Source organism: Terribacillus aidingensis (assembly GCF_040703035.1).
GTDB lineage: Bacteria > Bacillota > Bacilli > Bacillales > Amphibacillaceae > Terribacillus.
In genome coordinates, this window is sequence record NZ_CP159996.1 from 2,666,344 (window position 1) to 2,681,876 (window position 15,533).

Consider the following 15,533-nt stretch of genomic DNA (forward strand, 5'->3'; position numbering starts at 1 on the left):
AAATAACCTCAACTAATCATCAAAAAAGGTACATCTATACCAAAAACTCAGAATTACTTCAATATAATAAACCTACATAAGAGGAAGTCAAAAAGGTTGTTAAGATTACGCTTAACAACCTAAAGGTATCAGCTTTATTAATAAAGGTTTAAGATTTTGACAATAAACTCTCATTAATTATACTATCCCATTCGAGAGAAATCCGGTGTATATCTTCCTCTACCAATTCATCTCCCATTTGTACTTCTATTATCTCTATATCTGTTATTGCTTTTATAGCATGTTTAGTAGCTAGTGGTATATGAATTGTATCTCCCGATCTAATATGTTTAAATTCTCCATCGAGTAGCATTATCCCTTCACCTTTAACAATTGTCCAGGTTTCACTACGCTTAAAATGAATCTGGTAGCTCAAGTTCTTCCCTTTAATAATCCCTATTCTTTTGGTTAGTACTTCATTACCCTCATTATATTTTTTATAGTCTAATACTTTATACCATCCCCATCTTCTCTCTTCATACATAGGTCTTCCATTAAACTTACTAACGTAATCTTTCACTTTGGGGCTTGAATCTTTATCAGACACTAATATCCCATCAGCACTAGCCGCTACAACTATATTACTTGAGCCTATTAAAGTAACAGGAATATCTAATTCATTTATTATATGTGAATTAGTAACTGTCGGATCTATGACTCCTTTACCAACAAGATTGTCAGTCATTTCATCAGTTAAAGTATTCCATGTGCCCAAATCCTTCCAATAACCTTTGTATGGGGTTACAGTCACATTACTAGCGTTCTCTACAATTTCATAATCAAAGCTGTTTTTTGGAATTGAATCATATTGAGATAATAAATCTAAATAATTAGTGGGCAACCCTCTATTCTCTAATAAATTCATTAAATATCCCAACTTAAATCCAAAAACACCACAATTCCAGAGGGCATTCTTTTTAATTAATTCTTCAGCAGTTTCTTTATTAGGCTTTTCATGAAATGAATTGACTGCTAGATAGTTTCTATCTTTCGTAGAAGTGATTTTTGGTTGAATATATCCATATTTTTCAGATGGAATAGTTGGTTTTACTCCTAGTAATGAGATGTCAACATTAGGTAAACTTATTACTTGCTCTAACTCCTTTACCTTTTCAAAAAAGCTAGATTCTACATATGGATCAACAGGTAACACAATCACAGGCTCATTATAATCACATTCTAATTCACTCTTTAAATAAGTAGTTGCTAGTGCAATTGCTGCGAAAGTGTCTCTTCTCTCCGGTTCAATTACTAAAGGTACACTTCCGATTTGGCTGTATATCATATCTTTTTGAGAAGCACTAGTGGCTATAATAGATTGGGAGTCTAAGCCACAACTTTTTAGCTGACTCCATACTCTTTGAACCATTGAAACCTTATTTTTGTTTTCATCTTCAAGAATCTTTATAAATTGTTTGGAACGGGCATCATTTGATAATGGCCATAGTCTCTTACCAGACCCACCGGATAACAATATAAGTTTCATAATTTCCCCCTCTGGAGTATTAAGCTGTCAATTTCGTCATCAATCACTTTTGTAAAGTTATCCCAGCTGAATTTTTGAACATGTTCCCTTGCATTTAAACCCATTTGTAACTTGTTTTCATTATTAATTAGTTTGTCTATAGCACTTTTATAATCATCAATATTATTATCTGCCAAATAACCAGTGACTTCATTAATTATGCTCTCTTTGGGACCACCTTGATTTATGGCAATTACAGGTTTCCCAGCAGCCATCCCCTCTAAAGGAACAATTCCCCAGTCCTCATTTGGAGCTGTAAATAAAACCGCCATACTATCTTTGTACAATTCCAGTAATTCCTCAGAAGAAGGGGACACTCTAAATGAGATCAAATCAGAATTTCTTAAATAAGATTGTAACTCCTCAAAGTATTGTTCACTTTTTTTATCTACTGCACCAGCAATTATAAGTTTTATATTTTTCTTAGGAGCCTGCGATTTAAGATAGGCCTTTATACCAAGCTCTATATTTTTAGTCCACATTATCCTTCCTGGTATAAGAAGGTAATCCCCACTTTTCACTTTCCAGGAGCTATACTTTTCAATATCCACACCCGGGTTTGCGATTGATATAATTGAATCATCAGCTAAATCTGCATTTAGAACTCTGTTCTTCACTTCTTGACTATTACAAATAACTCTTTCAAATTTCTTCCATGCAATTTTATCAATAGTCTTAAAAACTGTCCCAAAAAATAATAGCTTCAGTTTTGCTTTGTTTCCATTTAATTCGAGATATCTATTTTGAGTATGTTTATCATGTATTATTTTCAAAGGTGTGTGACAGAAACAAACACTTGGCAAATTTCTTTGCTTCTTAAAGTTTATGAAATCTCCTAGCCCTTCACTTGATATCATTAAAAGATCTGACTTAAAATCTATTCGTTTTTGGAATAGTATACGTAGTGCCGCTGCTGTAACATTAAAAATATCTCTCTTAACAGGAACTCTAAGAAGCTCATTCACTTCTAAATTATCAAATTCTGGAAAAGTGTTGTCTTTCTCATAACGATTTGTATAGATTATCCAGTCATGTCTACTTCTATGAACTAGTTCTAAGATAGTTTTCTCGGCTCCTCCTTTTAAATAAATCCAAGGATGATAAATAGCCACCTTAGCCAATTTTATTCCCCCAATATCTTTTCATATAGTCTTACTAATTCCACACTGGTTTTATCTCTGGAATACCTCGATAGTTCCTTAGTACCTTGCTCAACTAAATCATCTCTGGTTTTACTTTCATGAAGAAGAGTCCTAATTGCGTCACTTATTTCAGATATATTGTAAGGATCAACATAAATGGCTGCCTTCCCTGCTACTTCAGGCAAAGCTGTTGTGTTTGATGTTATTATAGGGATACCAGAAGCCATTGCTTCTAAAAGTGGTATACCAAAGCCTTCTGCTATTGTTGGATATACTAACATCGTGCTGCCTTTATATAAATTTGCAAGTTCAATATCACTAATAGAACCGGTAAATATAACTCGGTTCTCAATATTTAATTCCTTCACAAGACTAAATATTTCTTCATACAGCCATCCTCTCCCACCTGCAATAACTAATTTGAGATCATTGTAAGCATTAGAGAACTTAAAACTCTCAATAATTCTAGCTATATTCTTTCTAGGTTGAACTGTACCAACAAAAAGAATATAGTCTTCTATAATGTTTAATTCTCTTTTAGTTTTATGTATAGTGTCCGATGTAACAGTATTCAAAGCATTTTCAAAAGATAAGCTGAGAGAGTTTGGGATCATTGTTATTTTCTGTTCTTCAATTCCGTACTTTTCCATAATAGATTCTTTAGAATAATTAGAAACCGTAGTTATATGTGTGCATTTTCTTGTAGTAATAGGAGTTGTTAGTTTTAATCTCTTTAAAGTGCTTTTAGAAAAGAACTCTTTAAAATCTTCAAATAATATATCGTGAACTGTAACCAATGTCTTAGAGAAATTTACTGGTGGAATAGCAAAAGGCACATGAAGTAAATCAAAATTGCCTTTTTTAACTTGATAAGGAATCTCAAGACCTCTCTGCAACACAACTGAATTAGATTTTAAGTCCACTTTATTAATATTATGAGGCACCCATTTATCATCCTTAATTAAAACTGATAAGTCTAATTTATTATTATTCTTACTAAGACCCATAACTAAATTTTCAAAATATACTTCATTTCCTGCTGTTCTAACTCCGACATTATGAGCATCAATTAGTACTTTCTTCATAAGCCCACCTTTTTATAGTTTATTTAGTCCTTCGATAAATTCACTTAAAAGTAAAGCACGATTTTCCCATGAATATTTTCTGGCTTCTTCTTTAATTACATTTGATTCAAGTGAAGCATCATCGAGCAATCTTTTTACAGTATTAATAAGCTCCTTGTAATCTGAATATATACTTATAAAGTTATCTTTACGTCTTTCTAATTCAGTGGTTTTTTTTGCTACTACCGGTATTCCAGAAGCTGCATATTCATAGAGTTTCATAGGACTTCTACCTTGGTTAGAAGGATGATCTGATAAAGGTAATAGTCCAATATCTGCTGCTTGCAAATATCCAGGTAAATCTCGGTATTCACGAGTTCCAAACAAAAAGATGTTTTTTTCATACCTAATAAGTCGTATGTCTTTTTCTTCATAAGGACCTATTAAAATTAAATTCAACTCCGGAATACCTCTTGCTAGTTCAAAGATTGCATTCATATCAAGTCTTTTATCAATTGCTCCCATATAAACTGCTTTTGGTCCTTTTATATGTGCATAATCCTTAGGTTCAGGCCTATATGTATTAAAGTGTTCGAATTCAACACCATTTTCAATAAGCTGTCTTGGAATCTTTTTATTTAATAGCCTGATCTTATTCAGTACAGGTTCAGATGTTCCAATTAGAGCATCTGCATTATTCATAATAAGTGCTTCCGCTTTTCTTATTACTTCATCATCTTCCATATCCGTATACAAATCTGTGGGTCTATAAATTGTTATCTTCGGGTTAATAATACTCTCAATGCCTATAAAACTTGGTTGATCTAATATTAATACATCAACATGCTGGAATATATCGCTTTTTATTCCAGGGATCATAGTACTACATGTATAGTTCAATTTAGACGAGTTGAAGAAGTGCCTTGACATTTTCCATGGAATTAAAGAAAAAGGTACTATATCAATTAAATTGTCATTTATCTTGACCCTTTGATTCCTTAACGATCTCTTCAGCTTATAGTTAGTTACTTTATCTTTCCATTTTGCAAAATGAAGAGGCGTTACTGGTGAACTAAGATGTATAACGTCATTTTGTTTTGACAGCTCTCTAGCAAGGTGATGAGAGCCTACAACGAATGGTCCATTCATTAAAGTATGACTCGCAAAAAGTATTTTCTTATTCTTTAACATACTATTAGCCTATTTCCTTTTGTTTTAGAATTTTAATTAAGTCTTCCAGGTAATAGTCCGCATTATATTTTGCCATTACCTTTTTTAATGCATTGTCAGAATATATCTTTTGTTTTTGGATATTGTTAGCGAGATTAATTATTTCAATAGACAAATTTTTTATTAGCTCACTGTTATTCTCTATCACGATCCCAGAAGAGTCACCAAGAATTTCTGGGATTGCACCGACATTAGTCGATATTATAGGCTTACCTGCTGCCATTGATTCAATTATTGTAAGGCCGAATGGTTCATTCCACAGAGAGGGTAAAACCACAATATCAGCTGATTGTATGATCTTTGCAAGTGAAGGATGATCTAAATAACCAAGTAAGCTAATATTATTGTGCTGTGTTTTCGATAACAAGTTTGCTACTTTTTTATAATATTTTTTGTCCGAAAATTCACCCGCTATTAATAATCTAAGCTTATTATTTTGTTTATATGCTATATTAAAAGCTTTTATAAGTTCATATACACCTTTTTCTTTAATGATTCTCCCATGAAAGAGAATTATCGTTTCATTGTTTATTTTATTATTTTCTTTGTTACTGTTTTTGTTACTAAAAAGATTAACGTCTACTCTATTAAGAAATGTATGTACTTTATCATTTTTTTTGTTAGCTTTTACTTTATTTGATAAATATTCACTAACCCCTAAAATCTTGTCGTATCTACTTATAACTTCGTTTGTAAGATAGTCTTTTTCATTAAGAAAATCATTATGAAGGTGTAATGCGACCTTTGACTTTATCCCCATCCTTCTTAAGGTGAATATGAATAAAGGTCTATTTTCTACTATGATCCAGTCGTAATCTTTCTTTCTAATTTCACGTGCTGCATTAAAGCAGAATAAATCAAAATAATTCGGGATTTTAAAAATGCGATATACTTTATTTAGTAATTTTTGAATTAGTGGTTTTTTTGAATATCTAATGTAATAAAAAAGCGAGTTTTTGTATTTCTTGCTTTCTTTAATTGCTTCTTGGTTTTCTTTAGAATATATATCAATATTAATCAATTTATTATTTTCATTGTTTTTCAACAATAATTCTACTAGTGTTTCAACTGCACCTCCTTCTACTGCTGGGATAGGCTTAACTTCATTGCAAAGAATTGCAACATTCATATATCTCCCCCCTTAAGAAAAGTCATAAATCTCTTTATGTTTAAAAATATGAATAACATTTCTAATTGTCTTACTTTGTAGAGATATTATTAATATGAATATTATTAGATTGAATAACTGAATATACTTTAAGTCAATTGAATTTAAACATGCTGTTGCAAATAAGATTATAAAAATATAAGTGTGTAATCTTACGGATATTTTCATACCATTAAAATAAGAGAAAATTGATCTAACTACAAAAAATACAATGTAAGAAAATGCTGTCGATATAGCGGCACCAACAGCCCCATATGCCGGTATTAGGAGTAAATTAAGAAGTGTGTTAGGGACTAAAGCTATCAAACCTACCCAAACACTCAGGTAACTTTTTCTGCTAAATACAATACCTAAGCAAGTAGTTTCACTTATAGTATAAATAATCGGCTGAAGACAAAGAAAAGCAACCAAATACTTAGCATCTGCGTAATCAGTTGAGAGAATAGTTACAATTAAATCTTTACTGAATAATATAGCGAAAAACATAACAGACATAACCAATAAAATTATTTCACTGATTATCTTAAAGTAAAATATATCCTTATTCTCTTCATACCACCGATAGGCATTTGGTACCCAAAAAGTAGTAAAGCTCGATTGAACTATATTCAGTACTGCTGCAACCTTTAGTGTCGCTGTGAAGATGCCTACTTGGGTAAAATCGCTTAAGGATCTTAATAATATTTTATCTAACGAATTTAACAAACTAGAAATAGATGTAGCAATAACTATAGGAAACCCAAATATTATTAAACCTTTTAATAACTTTTTATCGAAATTTAAGGGAGTGATACTTAATATTTTTCTGTACCTTACAATCAAATATAAATCCCCTAAAATTTGCCCAATAGTAATTGAATACACTACTGCCAAGAAATCCCTACGAATAAAAAGTACAAAGATTAAAGTGACAACAAGTACCACTGCTTTCACTAGGATATTTAAAACAGAGTATTCAAATGCTTTTTCTTGCATTCTTAAGTCCAATAAAATAAATCTTTCAATTACCATAAAAAATATCATCATACCAAATAAATATGAGGCAATTTTAAATGCAGGATCTCCAAATAGCATAGTTGATATAAGATCCGGTAGTAAGATTGAAATAATTATAATAAGAAAAGATAATGTCATAGGAATGCTAATGGCATTCTGGAATAATTTTTTTTTGTCTGATAAGGCATGATATTCTCTAGTATATGCTTGATCTATACCTAGATAGATAAATGTAGCAAGCATCATTTGAAACACAGTAAACATGCTAGCTTTACCATATTCTTCAGGATTAATAAAATAAGTGGTTAATGGAATTGTTATAAGATTTATAAATGCGCCTATTAACGGCCCTATGGAAAACCCTACAAATTTTTTAATTAGGTTATTCATTATTATTAATGAGTCTATACTCCTTTGCCTTTAACTTATTCAACTCTTTAATCCATATACGTTCTATACTACTAATAGAAAAATCTTTTGATCTCTCCAGACTCAATGTGTGCAAGTTAACTCTTTCACTTTTATTATTTATCAAGTTATTAACAGCATTAATAAATTCATTACAATCATATTTATCTATTAAGATGCCATACCTCCCCTCTCCTGTAATCTCTTTTGGACCACTGTTATTAAAACTAACAATAGGTAATCCCGAAGCCATTGCTTCGGTTATTACTAAACCAAACCCTTCCCATCTTGAAGTAGAGATAAAGATCGAACCTGTTGCGTAAAGATCTGCTAATTCTTCTGAAGATAAAGCCCCTAACAGTTTTATTTTTTCTATTAGATTATTATTTTTTATTAATCTTTCGAATTTCTTCCTATCTGAACCATCACCTGCGATAATTATTTTCCATTCTGGATTCAGATGTTTAGAAATTTCCAATAAATAATCTAGTCCTTTTTGTTGAATTTCTAACCTTCCGACGAATATAATATTTTTATTGTTGAGATTACTTACTTTTGGTTCTGTCAATGTCAAAGGGTTGTATATACTAATGGTATTAGAATTATGCCTTGCAAATTCACTTACATCTTCATTAGTTAAACATACTACTAAATCAGCTTTTTCTAATCCCATACAGTAATCGTCAATAATATTGCTATAGTACTTATTCATATAAACATCATAATTATTGTGTTGCCAGGCTACTATTTTGCTAAAAGGACTTGCTTTCTTTATTAACGGTATAGCTGCAGTTAAGTTGCCTTGACAAACAATAATGAAATCAAAATTATTCACTTTTAGATATTTTAGTAGGTCTTTGTATTGATCCTTAAATATCAAACTAGCCTTTATAGGATCACCTGTAATTTTGTATTTATAATTTTTGAATTTCGTAATTATCTTTCTATTTATTGTCCTCTTTCTAATTGCGTTTGGTTTTTTTATGCTACTAGCAAGTTTATAGTAATAATAATTCTTTCCAGAGAAATCCAAAACGGTAACTTCATTATCATTTTTATTTAATGCGTTGGCTAACTCTGTAGTTACTCTTTGGACACCACCAAGATCAAATCCATCATTAACTAAACAAATCTTATACATTTCGTATACTTGTCTCCCTTTAATCAGTAAGCATTTTTTGAACCAAATAAAACAAACACTGTTTTAAGTATAAGCTTTATATCAATCCATAAGTTTCTTTCACGTATATATTTTAAATCTAACTCAATCCATTCTCTAAAACTTATATTACTTCTACCTCCAATTTGCCAATAACAGGTTAAGCCAGGTATAACAATGAGCCTTTGCTTTTCATAATCTGTATAGAGTTTAACTTCCTCTGGTAACGGAGGTCTTGGACCAACTAAGCTCATATCACCGATTAATACATTGAATAATTGCGGCAATTCATCTAGACTAGTTTTCCTTAATACCCTACCAATTTTTGTGATTCGGGGGTCATTTTTAATTTTAAATACAGGTCCATCCGCTTCATTCTCATTTATTAAGGTTGCTTTTAATTCTTCTGCATTGGACACCATTGAACGAAACTTATACATATTAAATTTACGACCATTCTTTCCGACTCTTTCTTGATAGAAAAATACTGACCCATTATAATCTTCAATCTTTATAATTATTGAAATTAATACAAAAACCGGAAGAAGCAATATGATTCCTATTAGCGACAAGATAACATCCATAATCCTTTTTGAAATAAGATATGATTTACTATCATCATTCAAAACAGTATTTACGTTTACTGTTTTTAGTATTTGTTGCTTAGACTCCGCCATTTACTATCCTCCCTCTATATTAGAAAATGCCAAGAATTTTTCTTCTAACTATTCTTTCAGGTAAATCCCCTACTATTGTTTCACCTGCAACCATAAGTTCCGCATTTTCTATATAACTATAGATAAGATCTTCGCCATATGTATCTTCAATTTCTTGAAACGCATCTCGCATGATAAATCCTCTACTACGAATATTATGTGCATCAGAAGCTATAAAATGAGTAAGATTAGATTGAATAATTTCGTGGCTAAAATTCCGTATTTTCTTTCCAAACTTCCCTACTATGCTTGCTGCAGTCACTTGAGTCAGTACTCCACTTTTTACAAGTTCATAAAGCTTGTCTGGCTTGGACAGCAATTCACTATTACGTTCAGGGTGCACGATTACGGGCATGTAACCTTCCACTTGAAGATCATAAAGCAGTTTGTTCGTATACTTAGGAACAGTTGAGGTAGGTAATTCAACAAGGATATAAGGAGTATCAAGATTCACGGGTAAAATTTCTTTGGCTGATAACCCTTCAGCAAGGTCACCATATATTCTGGTTTCTTGTCCTGGCAGGATATTAACTTCTATATTTTCTTCCTCTAAGATTCTGTTTAATTCATCTACACGCGTAAGGATGTCTTCTCGATAATTATCAAATTGATTATTGCGGTGATGCGGGGTAGCGACAATGGTATGAATACCTTGTGCCGCCGCTGACTTTGCCATTTCTATACTGTCTTCCAATGTTCTTGCTCCATCATCAACACCCGGAAGTATATGGCAATGAATATCTATCATACGATCTACACCCTTCATTTCCCCAAATTATTCAAAAAAATAATGACATATTTCCTATATCCCGCACGAAAATATATCCCCGTTAATCGAGGACATATTTTTGCTCAGGTTAACTACCATAGTAGTAGTAAGTATTCGATTTCTTTTGCGCTACATCATTCAGTACAATTCCAAGAAGCTTAGCATGTGCCGGTTCAAGCAGCTCTTTTGCTTTTTGAATCGCATCATACTCAGTCTGTTCGCTGCGCACGACGATCAGAGCACCATCACACGTATTAGCTAGGATCTGTGCATCCGTTACAGCCAATACTGGCGGTGTATCAAAGATAACCATGTCATACGTTTCATGTGCTTTTAAAATCAATTGTTTCATAGCGTTAGAACCCAATAGCTCAGAAGGGTTCGGCGGAATAGGTCCGCATGTCAAAATGTCTAGATTCGGAACGTCTGTTTCTTTGGTTGCTTCCTCTAAGGGTTTCTCGCCTACTAGTACAGTGCTAAGACCCGCACGATTATCTAGCTTGAATGTGTAATGTACAGTTGGTTTACGTAAATCAGCATCAATTAACAATACCTTTTTACCCTGTTGCGCAAAGACAACAGCCAGGTTTGCCGTTGTAGATGATTTCCCTTCGGATGGACCAGAAGATGTCACTAGAAGTGAACGCATCGTTGCATCCACTGATGCAAATTCAATATTTGTACGGATTGTACGATACTGCTCAGATATAGGAGATTTCGGATTGAACTTTGTTATGAGAGATCGGACATTTGTCTTAAACTGTTTTTTTCTTTTGGCCACTGTACTCTCTCCTAACTTGTCTCTTATCAGCAGGTGCTGCATATTGCTTACTCGTTTTCATGTCTTCCTCGGTCATATGGCTAATGATACCGATAACTGGTATGCCAATGCGTTTCTCGATATCAGCCTCTGTTTTAACAGTATTATCAAGATACTCTAATAAGAATGCGAGACCGATTCCCACCATTGCGCCCAGTACAAGGGCAATAGCAGTATTCAATAGGATGTTTGGACTAGCCGGTGATGGATTTTCTACTGTTTCAGCTAAAGATAAAGGCTTAACGTTTTCTAAATTCATTAATTCCGGAATTTCTTTTTGGAAAACATCCACTGTAGTATTGGCAAGTTCGGCAGCTTTTGCCTGGCTTGTATCAGTTGCTGTTACGGTGATGATCTGTGTATCAGCTTCGGAGGCAACTTCCAGCTTCTCTGCCAATTCACTGGAAGAGAGGGATAAGTTCATTTCCTTTGAGACCTCGTCCAGGATGACTGGACTTGTCATGACAATCTTATATGTATTGATCAAGCTAATATTGGATTGGATGGCATTATTCAGAGTGGAAACGTCCACGTTTTCTTCCTGGTTGACTACGACAGATGCACTAGCTTGGTAGGTCGGGGTAATCAAAAAATAACTGACTAAAAAAGCAATTGCAGCGAAACTGACGATTAAGGATAAAATCATTAGTGTCCGTTTCTTCAATACTGCGAAAATTTCCTTTAAAGAGATTGTCTCTTCCATTCATGTCCCTCCGATGAGATGTACTAAAAAAGATAAGTCCAAAGACAAAGAAAAATGCTAACTTTTAGAAATTTATATGTACTTTTTTATTATAAAGGCTTTGACCAGCCTTGCAATGACTGTTTTTGTCGAAAATATGTAAGCGCTACAATTGTCACTTGCATCTTGTCGAAACATCGTTATAATATATAGTCCATTTTTCTTAGTCAGCAATTAAAAACATGAAAAGTATACCACAAATTTCCCAGATACAACATAGAATTACCAAATTATAATAAAAAAACCGAACCCACTTGCGCAGGTTCGGTTTCTTCTTATTTGTTTTCTGTTACAACACTGTTATTCAGATATTCCTGAAGCTGATCTTTTAAGTCAGGACGATCAAGTGCGAATTCGATTGTCGCTTTGATGAATCCAAATTTATCACCAACGTCATAGCGATCACCAGTGAACTCACAAGCATAAACAGCTTGTTTCTTGTTCAATTCCTTGATCGCATCTGTAAGCTGGATCTCTCCGCCAGCACCTGGAGGAAGAGTTTCCAAGATATCGAATATCTCCGGAGTCAATACATAACGACCCATGATAGCGTAGTTAGATGGAGCTTCTTCTTTCTTAGGCTTCTCAACCAAGTCACTTACTTGCATCAGGTTCGGCTCGCTTGTAGAACCTTGAGGTGCAACAACACCGTACTTGGATACTTCAGATTCAGGTACTTGCTGAACACCAACAACAGAACCGCGATACTTTTCAAATGCCTCTGTTAATTGTTTCAATGCTGGAGTGCCTTCTGTTTTCACAATGTCATCACCTAGCAATACTGCGAATGGCTCGTTGCCGATGAATTTCTTAGCAGTAGAGATTGCGTGGCCAAGACCTTTTGCTTCTTTTTGACGGATATAGTGGATATCAGCCAGGTTGGAGATGTCTTGGATTTCCTCAAGCATCTTCATTTTATCCTTTTTAATAAGCTGATCCTCTAATTCGTAGGATTTGTCGAAGTGGTCTTCAATCGCACGTTTACCGCGGCCACTGACAATGATGATATCCTCGATACCTGATTTTACGGCTTCTTCAACAATGTACTGAATTGTCGGTTTGTCGACGATTGGCAGCATTTCCTTTGGCTGTGCTTTTGTTGCTGGCAGGAAGCGTGTACCTAATCCTGCAGCTGGGATGATGGCCTTTTTGATTTTCATACGTTCTGCACCTCTTTATGTAATGTATGTAGATAGCGTGTAGAGTGTTTCGTACAAATTATACTTCCCGATGCAATGAAGATAAAACATATTTCCATACGGCAAAGTGCAACTCATACTAAAGTCCCTCTACCTTTACTGAATCTGTAAAAATAGTAACATACTTTTCAGAATTGGCTCAATAGATAACTTTCTACATTTCCCTACAATATACGAGTTTAATATTACAGTTACATTACAACTGCGTAAATTCTGGTAATTCAGGTGCCAAATTATGCTATAGTATGATTAATTTCTATGGATTATGAAAATAAAGGAGAACGTTACTAGAATGAAAAAGACGATTGTTACCCTTGCTGCTACTGCGGTAATTGCTAGTTCATATGCCACAACTGTTGACGCTGCATCTTACAAGGTTCAGAAGGGCGACTCGCTCTGGAAGATTGCTAGCAAATACGACACTTCCGTAAATAAATTAATGGAAATCAATGGACTGAAAAGCTCCATTATCTTCCCTAACCAAGTATTGCAGACTTCTGGTTCATCCAGTTCATCTAAATCTACTACGAAAACATCTTCATCATCTTCTAGCAGTGCATCTACATATACTGTTAAATCCGGTGATACGTTGAGTGGTATTGCATCTAAACATAAAATTTCTTTGAGCAACTTGAAAAAATGGAATAATATCTCCGGATACTTGATCTATCCTGGCGACAAGCTGAAAGTTTCTGCAGGAGGTTCTTCTTCATCGAATAACTCTTCCTCCAATTCCGGAAGCTCATCCAACAATAACAGCAGCAGCTCTTCTTCTACTTATAAAGTGAAGTCTGGTGATTCACTATGGAAGATCGCTAACAACAACGGCGTATCTGTCGCGAACCTGAAAAGCTGGAACAACCTATCTTCTGATGTGATCCGTGTTGGTCAAACATTGAAGATCAATGGTAAAGCGAGCAGCGGTTCATCTTCTTCTTCGAAGCCTGCGAATAATACACAAGTGGATTCCGCTAAGACTTCTAAGAGTGTGGACAAGCTGATCAGCGTTGCTAAATCCCAGCTTGGCAAACCATATGTATGGGGCGGTTCTTCAACTGCTGGCTTCGACTGCAGCGGATTCATCTATTATGCTTTCAAGAACGCTGGATATGATATCTCCCGTACATCTGCGGAAGGCTACTTCAACCGTTCTTACTATGTAAACTCACCGCAGCCTGGTGACTTGATCTTCTTCAAAGGTACGTATAAAGCTGGTATCTCCCATATGGGTATCTACCTTGGCGGCGGTCAGTTCATCCATGCGGATAACGACGGTGTACGTATCACAAGCACAAACAACCCTTACTACGCTAAGCATTTCGATAGCTACAAGCGTTTCTATTGATCATAAGAGCTTGGGACAGAACCTTCTGTCTCAGGCTTTTTTATTTCGCTTTCTGGAGATATGAGCTGGCGCAGGTCTGTCAGCTTACGCGCTACTTCCGCCACCAGGAATAGCATAACAAGTACACCAATGATATAGAAAACAATTTGGAACATGTCGTTCCCTCCTATGTTAGTTACTTTATAAGACGGTTCGGAGGGCACTTTGGTTTCGTTTTATTTTATTGGTATGCATATTTCACAATAATGCTCCTTTAGAAGCTTCGCAGTGAATCTTTCAAAGGTAGGCCGACTATCAACTTCCAAACTACGATCGGATAACGTACCAAATATATCTTTCCATGCTTGCTTCATCGCCTCCACAGTATGCTGTACCGTGAAACTGATATACTTACCTCCTTTCAACTCTCCAATAAGTACTGTATCATCCTTCTGAAAATCTTCAGGTATGATTAGAGCAGCGTCATATCGACATTTGTGCGGATCTGTCGTTTCTACATTGTCCTGCGATATGCCCAGGATGATCGAGGTGTCATCCAGTAGTTTTTCTGCTGCTGCCCATTCCTTTAATTTTTGCATCGTTTCATAATTAGCAGCGCCATAAGGCCCTACTCTACGGAAGTAAGCAATCCGGTAAGTTGGGATGGTTTCAATTTTTACTTTCATTTACATCCTTCTTTCCTTTTTTTGTTTTCCTGCCTCTCGAATGTAATATGTTATAAAAAATTATTCAATTGAATTTTCAAAAAATATTTATTAGGCATAAAAAAAGGCTTATTCCTATATTCGGAATAAGCTTTTTTTATGAACGATCCGGTACTTGGCTACTTCTACACGTGTACCTTCCGTTGTGGAAGACGTAATATCGAAGTTATCCATAAGACGCTTCACTCCTGGAAGTCCGCGTCCCAATCCGCCACCTGTCGTATAGCCATCCAGCATGGCTTCCTGCAGGTTTTGTATACCAGGGCCGTTATCTTTGGCGATAATATGGATGCCTATCCTTCTTGTATCTTTTTCGCTGCGGATACAGATTGTTCCGCTGCCTGCATATTTGTAAATGTTCCGGGCAAGCTCTGAGATGGCTGCAGTGATGCGTGCTTGTTCGACCGCACTGAACCCTAAGTCTGCTGCTAGCTTCCTGCCGCATGATCTGCTTGTGACAATATCTTTTTCATTTTCTATCTTCATTTCAGTCACCTTCCCCTCACC

16 protein-coding genes are annotated in these 15,533 nt (G+C 34.7%); 1 reads left to right on the forward strand and 15 read right to left on the reverse strand.

Annotated elements, in window-relative coordinates:
* Positions 1-148: 148 nt before the first annotated feature.
* The 12 genes from ABXS78_RS13995 to galU form a co-directional block, all read right to left on the reverse strand.
* Complete coding sequence (locus ABXS78_RS13995) at positions 149-1,525, reverse strand: sugar phosphate nucleotidyltransferase (RefSeq protein ID WP_366247708.1); 1,377 nt, start codon at positions 1,523-1,525, stop codon at positions 149-151.
* Positions 1,522-2,676, reverse strand: coding sequence for a glycosyltransferase (locus ABXS78_RS14000; RefSeq protein WP_366249948.1), 1,155 nt, complete (start codon positions 2,674-2,676; stop codon positions 1,522-1,524). The genes ABXS78_RS13995 and ABXS78_RS14000 overlap by 4 nt, the downstream gene beginning before the upstream one ends.
* Before the next feature lie 11 nt (positions 2,677-2,687).
* Positions 2,688-3,791, reverse strand: coding sequence for a glycosyltransferase family 1 protein (locus ABXS78_RS14005; protein ID WP_366247709.1), 1,104 nt, complete (start codon positions 3,789-3,791; stop codon positions 2,688-2,690).
* A gap of 12 nt (positions 3,792-3,803) precedes the next feature.
* The gene (locus tag ABXS78_RS14010; protein ID WP_366247710.1) at positions 3,804-4,961 is read right to left on the reverse strand and encodes a glycosyltransferase; all 1,158 of its coding nucleotides are present in this window, start codon (positions 4,959-4,961) and stop codon (positions 3,804-3,806) included.
* A gap of 4 nt (positions 4,962-4,965) precedes the next feature.
* Positions 4,966-6,129 carry a glycosyltransferase family 4 protein gene (locus ABXS78_RS14015; protein ID WP_366247711.1) on the reverse strand — a complete coding sequence of 388 codons (1,164 nt, stop codon included), beginning with the start codon at positions 6,127-6,129 and terminating at the stop codon, positions 4,966-4,968.
* A 12-nt stretch (positions 6,130-6,141) separates the two neighbouring features.
* A complete protein-coding gene (locus ABXS78_RS14020) occupies positions 6,142-7,554 on the reverse strand; it encodes an oligosaccharide flippase family protein (protein WP_366247712.1) in 1,413 nt (470 codons plus the stop codon).
* On the reverse strand, positions 7,547-8,713 hold the full coding sequence (locus ABXS78_RS14025; RefSeq protein WP_366247713.1) for a glycosyltransferase: 1,167 nt from the start codon (positions 8,711-8,713) through the stop codon (positions 7,547-7,549). The genes ABXS78_RS14020 and ABXS78_RS14025 overlap by 8 nt, the downstream gene beginning before the upstream one ends.
* A 23-nt stretch (positions 8,714-8,736) precedes the next feature.
* Positions 8,737-9,408, reverse strand: coding sequence for a sugar transferase (locus tag ABXS78_RS14030; protein ID WP_366247714.1), 672 nt, complete (start codon positions 9,406-9,408; stop codon positions 8,737-8,739).
* Positions 9,409-9,427: 19 nt separating this feature from the next.
* Positions 9,428-10,195 carry a CpsB/CapC family capsule biosynthesis tyrosine phosphatase gene (locus tag ABXS78_RS14035; RefSeq protein WP_366247715.1) on the reverse strand — a complete coding sequence of 256 codons (768 nt, stop codon included), beginning with the start codon at positions 10,193-10,195 and terminating at the stop codon, positions 9,428-9,430.
* A 109-nt stretch (positions 10,196-10,304) separates the two neighbouring features.
* Positions 10,305-10,997 (reverse strand): CpsD/CapB family tyrosine-protein kinase, encoded by a 693-nt coding sequence (locus ABXS78_RS14040; protein WP_366247716.1) that lies wholly within the window; start codon positions 10,995-10,997, stop codon positions 10,305-10,307.
* The gene (locus ABXS78_RS14045; RefSeq protein WP_366247717.1) at positions 10,972-11,739 is read right to left on the reverse strand and encodes a Wzz/FepE/Etk N-terminal domain-containing protein; all 768 of its coding nucleotides are present in this window, start codon (positions 11,737-11,739) and stop codon (positions 10,972-10,974) included. Before ABXS78_RS14045 ends, ABXS78_RS14040 begins: the two co-directional genes overlap by 26 nt.
* A gap of 314 nt (positions 11,740-12,053) precedes the next feature.
* Positions 12,054-12,938 carry a UTP--glucose-1-phosphate uridylyltransferase GalU gene (galU, locus tag ABXS78_RS14050; RefSeq protein ID WP_366247718.1) on the reverse strand — a complete coding sequence of 295 codons (885 nt, stop codon included), beginning with the start codon at positions 12,936-12,938 and terminating at the stop codon, positions 12,054-12,056.
* 331 nt (positions 12,939-13,269) lie between these two features.
* On the opposite strand from galU, the gene ABXS78_RS14055 reads away from it, so the two are divergent.
* On the forward strand, positions 13,270-14,322 hold the full coding sequence (locus tag ABXS78_RS14055) for a LysM peptidoglycan-binding domain-containing protein (RefSeq protein ID WP_366247719.1): 1,053 nt from the start codon (positions 13,270-13,272) through the stop codon (positions 14,320-14,322).
* Here ABXS78_RS14055 and ABXS78_RS14060 read toward each other — a convergent pair.
* From ABXS78_RS14060 to ABXS78_RS14070, 3 genes are all read right to left on the reverse strand, one after another.
* On the reverse strand, positions 14,316-14,477 hold the full coding sequence (locus tag ABXS78_RS14060) for a hypothetical protein (protein ID WP_366247720.1): 162 nt from the start codon (positions 14,475-14,477) through the stop codon (positions 14,316-14,318). The genes ABXS78_RS14055 and ABXS78_RS14060 overlap by 7 nt on opposite strands.
* Before the next feature lie 60 nt (positions 14,478-14,537).
* Positions 14,538-14,987: a GyrI-like domain-containing protein gene (locus tag ABXS78_RS14065; protein WP_366247721.1), complete on the reverse strand. Its 450-nt coding sequence runs from the start codon at positions 14,985-14,987 to the stop codon at positions 14,538-14,540.
* A 114-nt stretch (positions 14,988-15,101) separates the two neighbouring features.
* Positions 15,102-15,512, reverse strand: coding sequence for an ATP-binding protein (locus ABXS78_RS14070; protein WP_366247722.1), 411 nt, complete (start codon positions 15,510-15,512; stop codon positions 15,102-15,104).
* Between the last annotated feature and the right edge of the window lie 21 nt (positions 15,513-15,533).

Coding starts and splice junctions, on each gene's coding strand:
- ABXS78_RS13995 (WP_366247708.1), bottom strand. CDS start 1,525: ATGAAACTTATATTGTTATCCGGTGGGTCTGGTAAGAGACTATGGCCA.
- ABXS78_RS14005 (WP_366247709.1), bottom strand. CDS start 3,791: ATGAAGAAAGTACTAATTGATGCTCATAATGTCGGAGTTAGAACAGCA.
- ABXS78_RS14010 (WP_366247710.1), bottom strand. CDS start 4,961: ATGTTAAAGAATAAGAAAATACTTTTTGCGAGTCATACTTTAATGAAT.
- ABXS78_RS14015 (WP_366247711.1), bottom strand. CDS start 6,129: ATGAATGTTGCAATTCTTTGCAATGAAGTTAAGCCTATCCCAGCAGTA.
- ABXS78_RS14020 (WP_366247712.1), bottom strand. CDS start 7,554: ATGAATAACCTAATTAAAAAATTTGTAGGGTTTTCCATAGGGCCGTTA.
- ABXS78_RS14025 (WP_366247713.1), bottom strand. CDS start 8,713: ATGTATAAGATTTGTTTAGTTAATGATGGATTTGATCTTGGTGGTGTC.
- ABXS78_RS14030 (WP_366247714.1), bottom strand. CDS start 9,408: ATGGCGGAGTCTAAGCAACAAATACTAAAAACAGTAAACGTAAATACT.
- ABXS78_RS14035 (WP_366247715.1), bottom strand. CDS start 10,195: ATGATAGATATTCATTGCCATATACTTCCGGGTGTTGATGATGGAGCA.
- ABXS78_RS14045 (WP_366247717.1), bottom strand. CDS start 11,739: ATGGAAGAGACAATCTCTTTAAAGGAAATTTTCGCAGTATTGAAGAAA.
- galU (WP_366247718.1), bottom strand. CDS start 12,938: ATGAAAATCAAAAAGGCCATCATCCCAGCTGCAGGATTAGGTACACGC.
- ABXS78_RS14055 (WP_366247719.1), top strand. CDS start 13,270: ATGAAAAAGACGATTGTTACCCTTGCTGCTACTGCGGTAATTGCTAGT.
- ABXS78_RS14060 (WP_366247720.1), bottom strand. CDS start 14,477: ATGTTCCAAATTGTTTTCTATATCATTGGTGTACTTGTTATGCTATTC.
- ABXS78_RS14065 (WP_366247721.1), bottom strand. CDS start 14,987: ATGAAAGTAAAAATTGAAACCATCCCAACTTACCGGATTGCTTACTTC.
- ABXS78_RS14070 (WP_366247722.1), bottom strand. CDS start 15,512: ATGAAGATAGAAAATGAAAAAGATATTGTCACAAGCAGATCATGCGGC.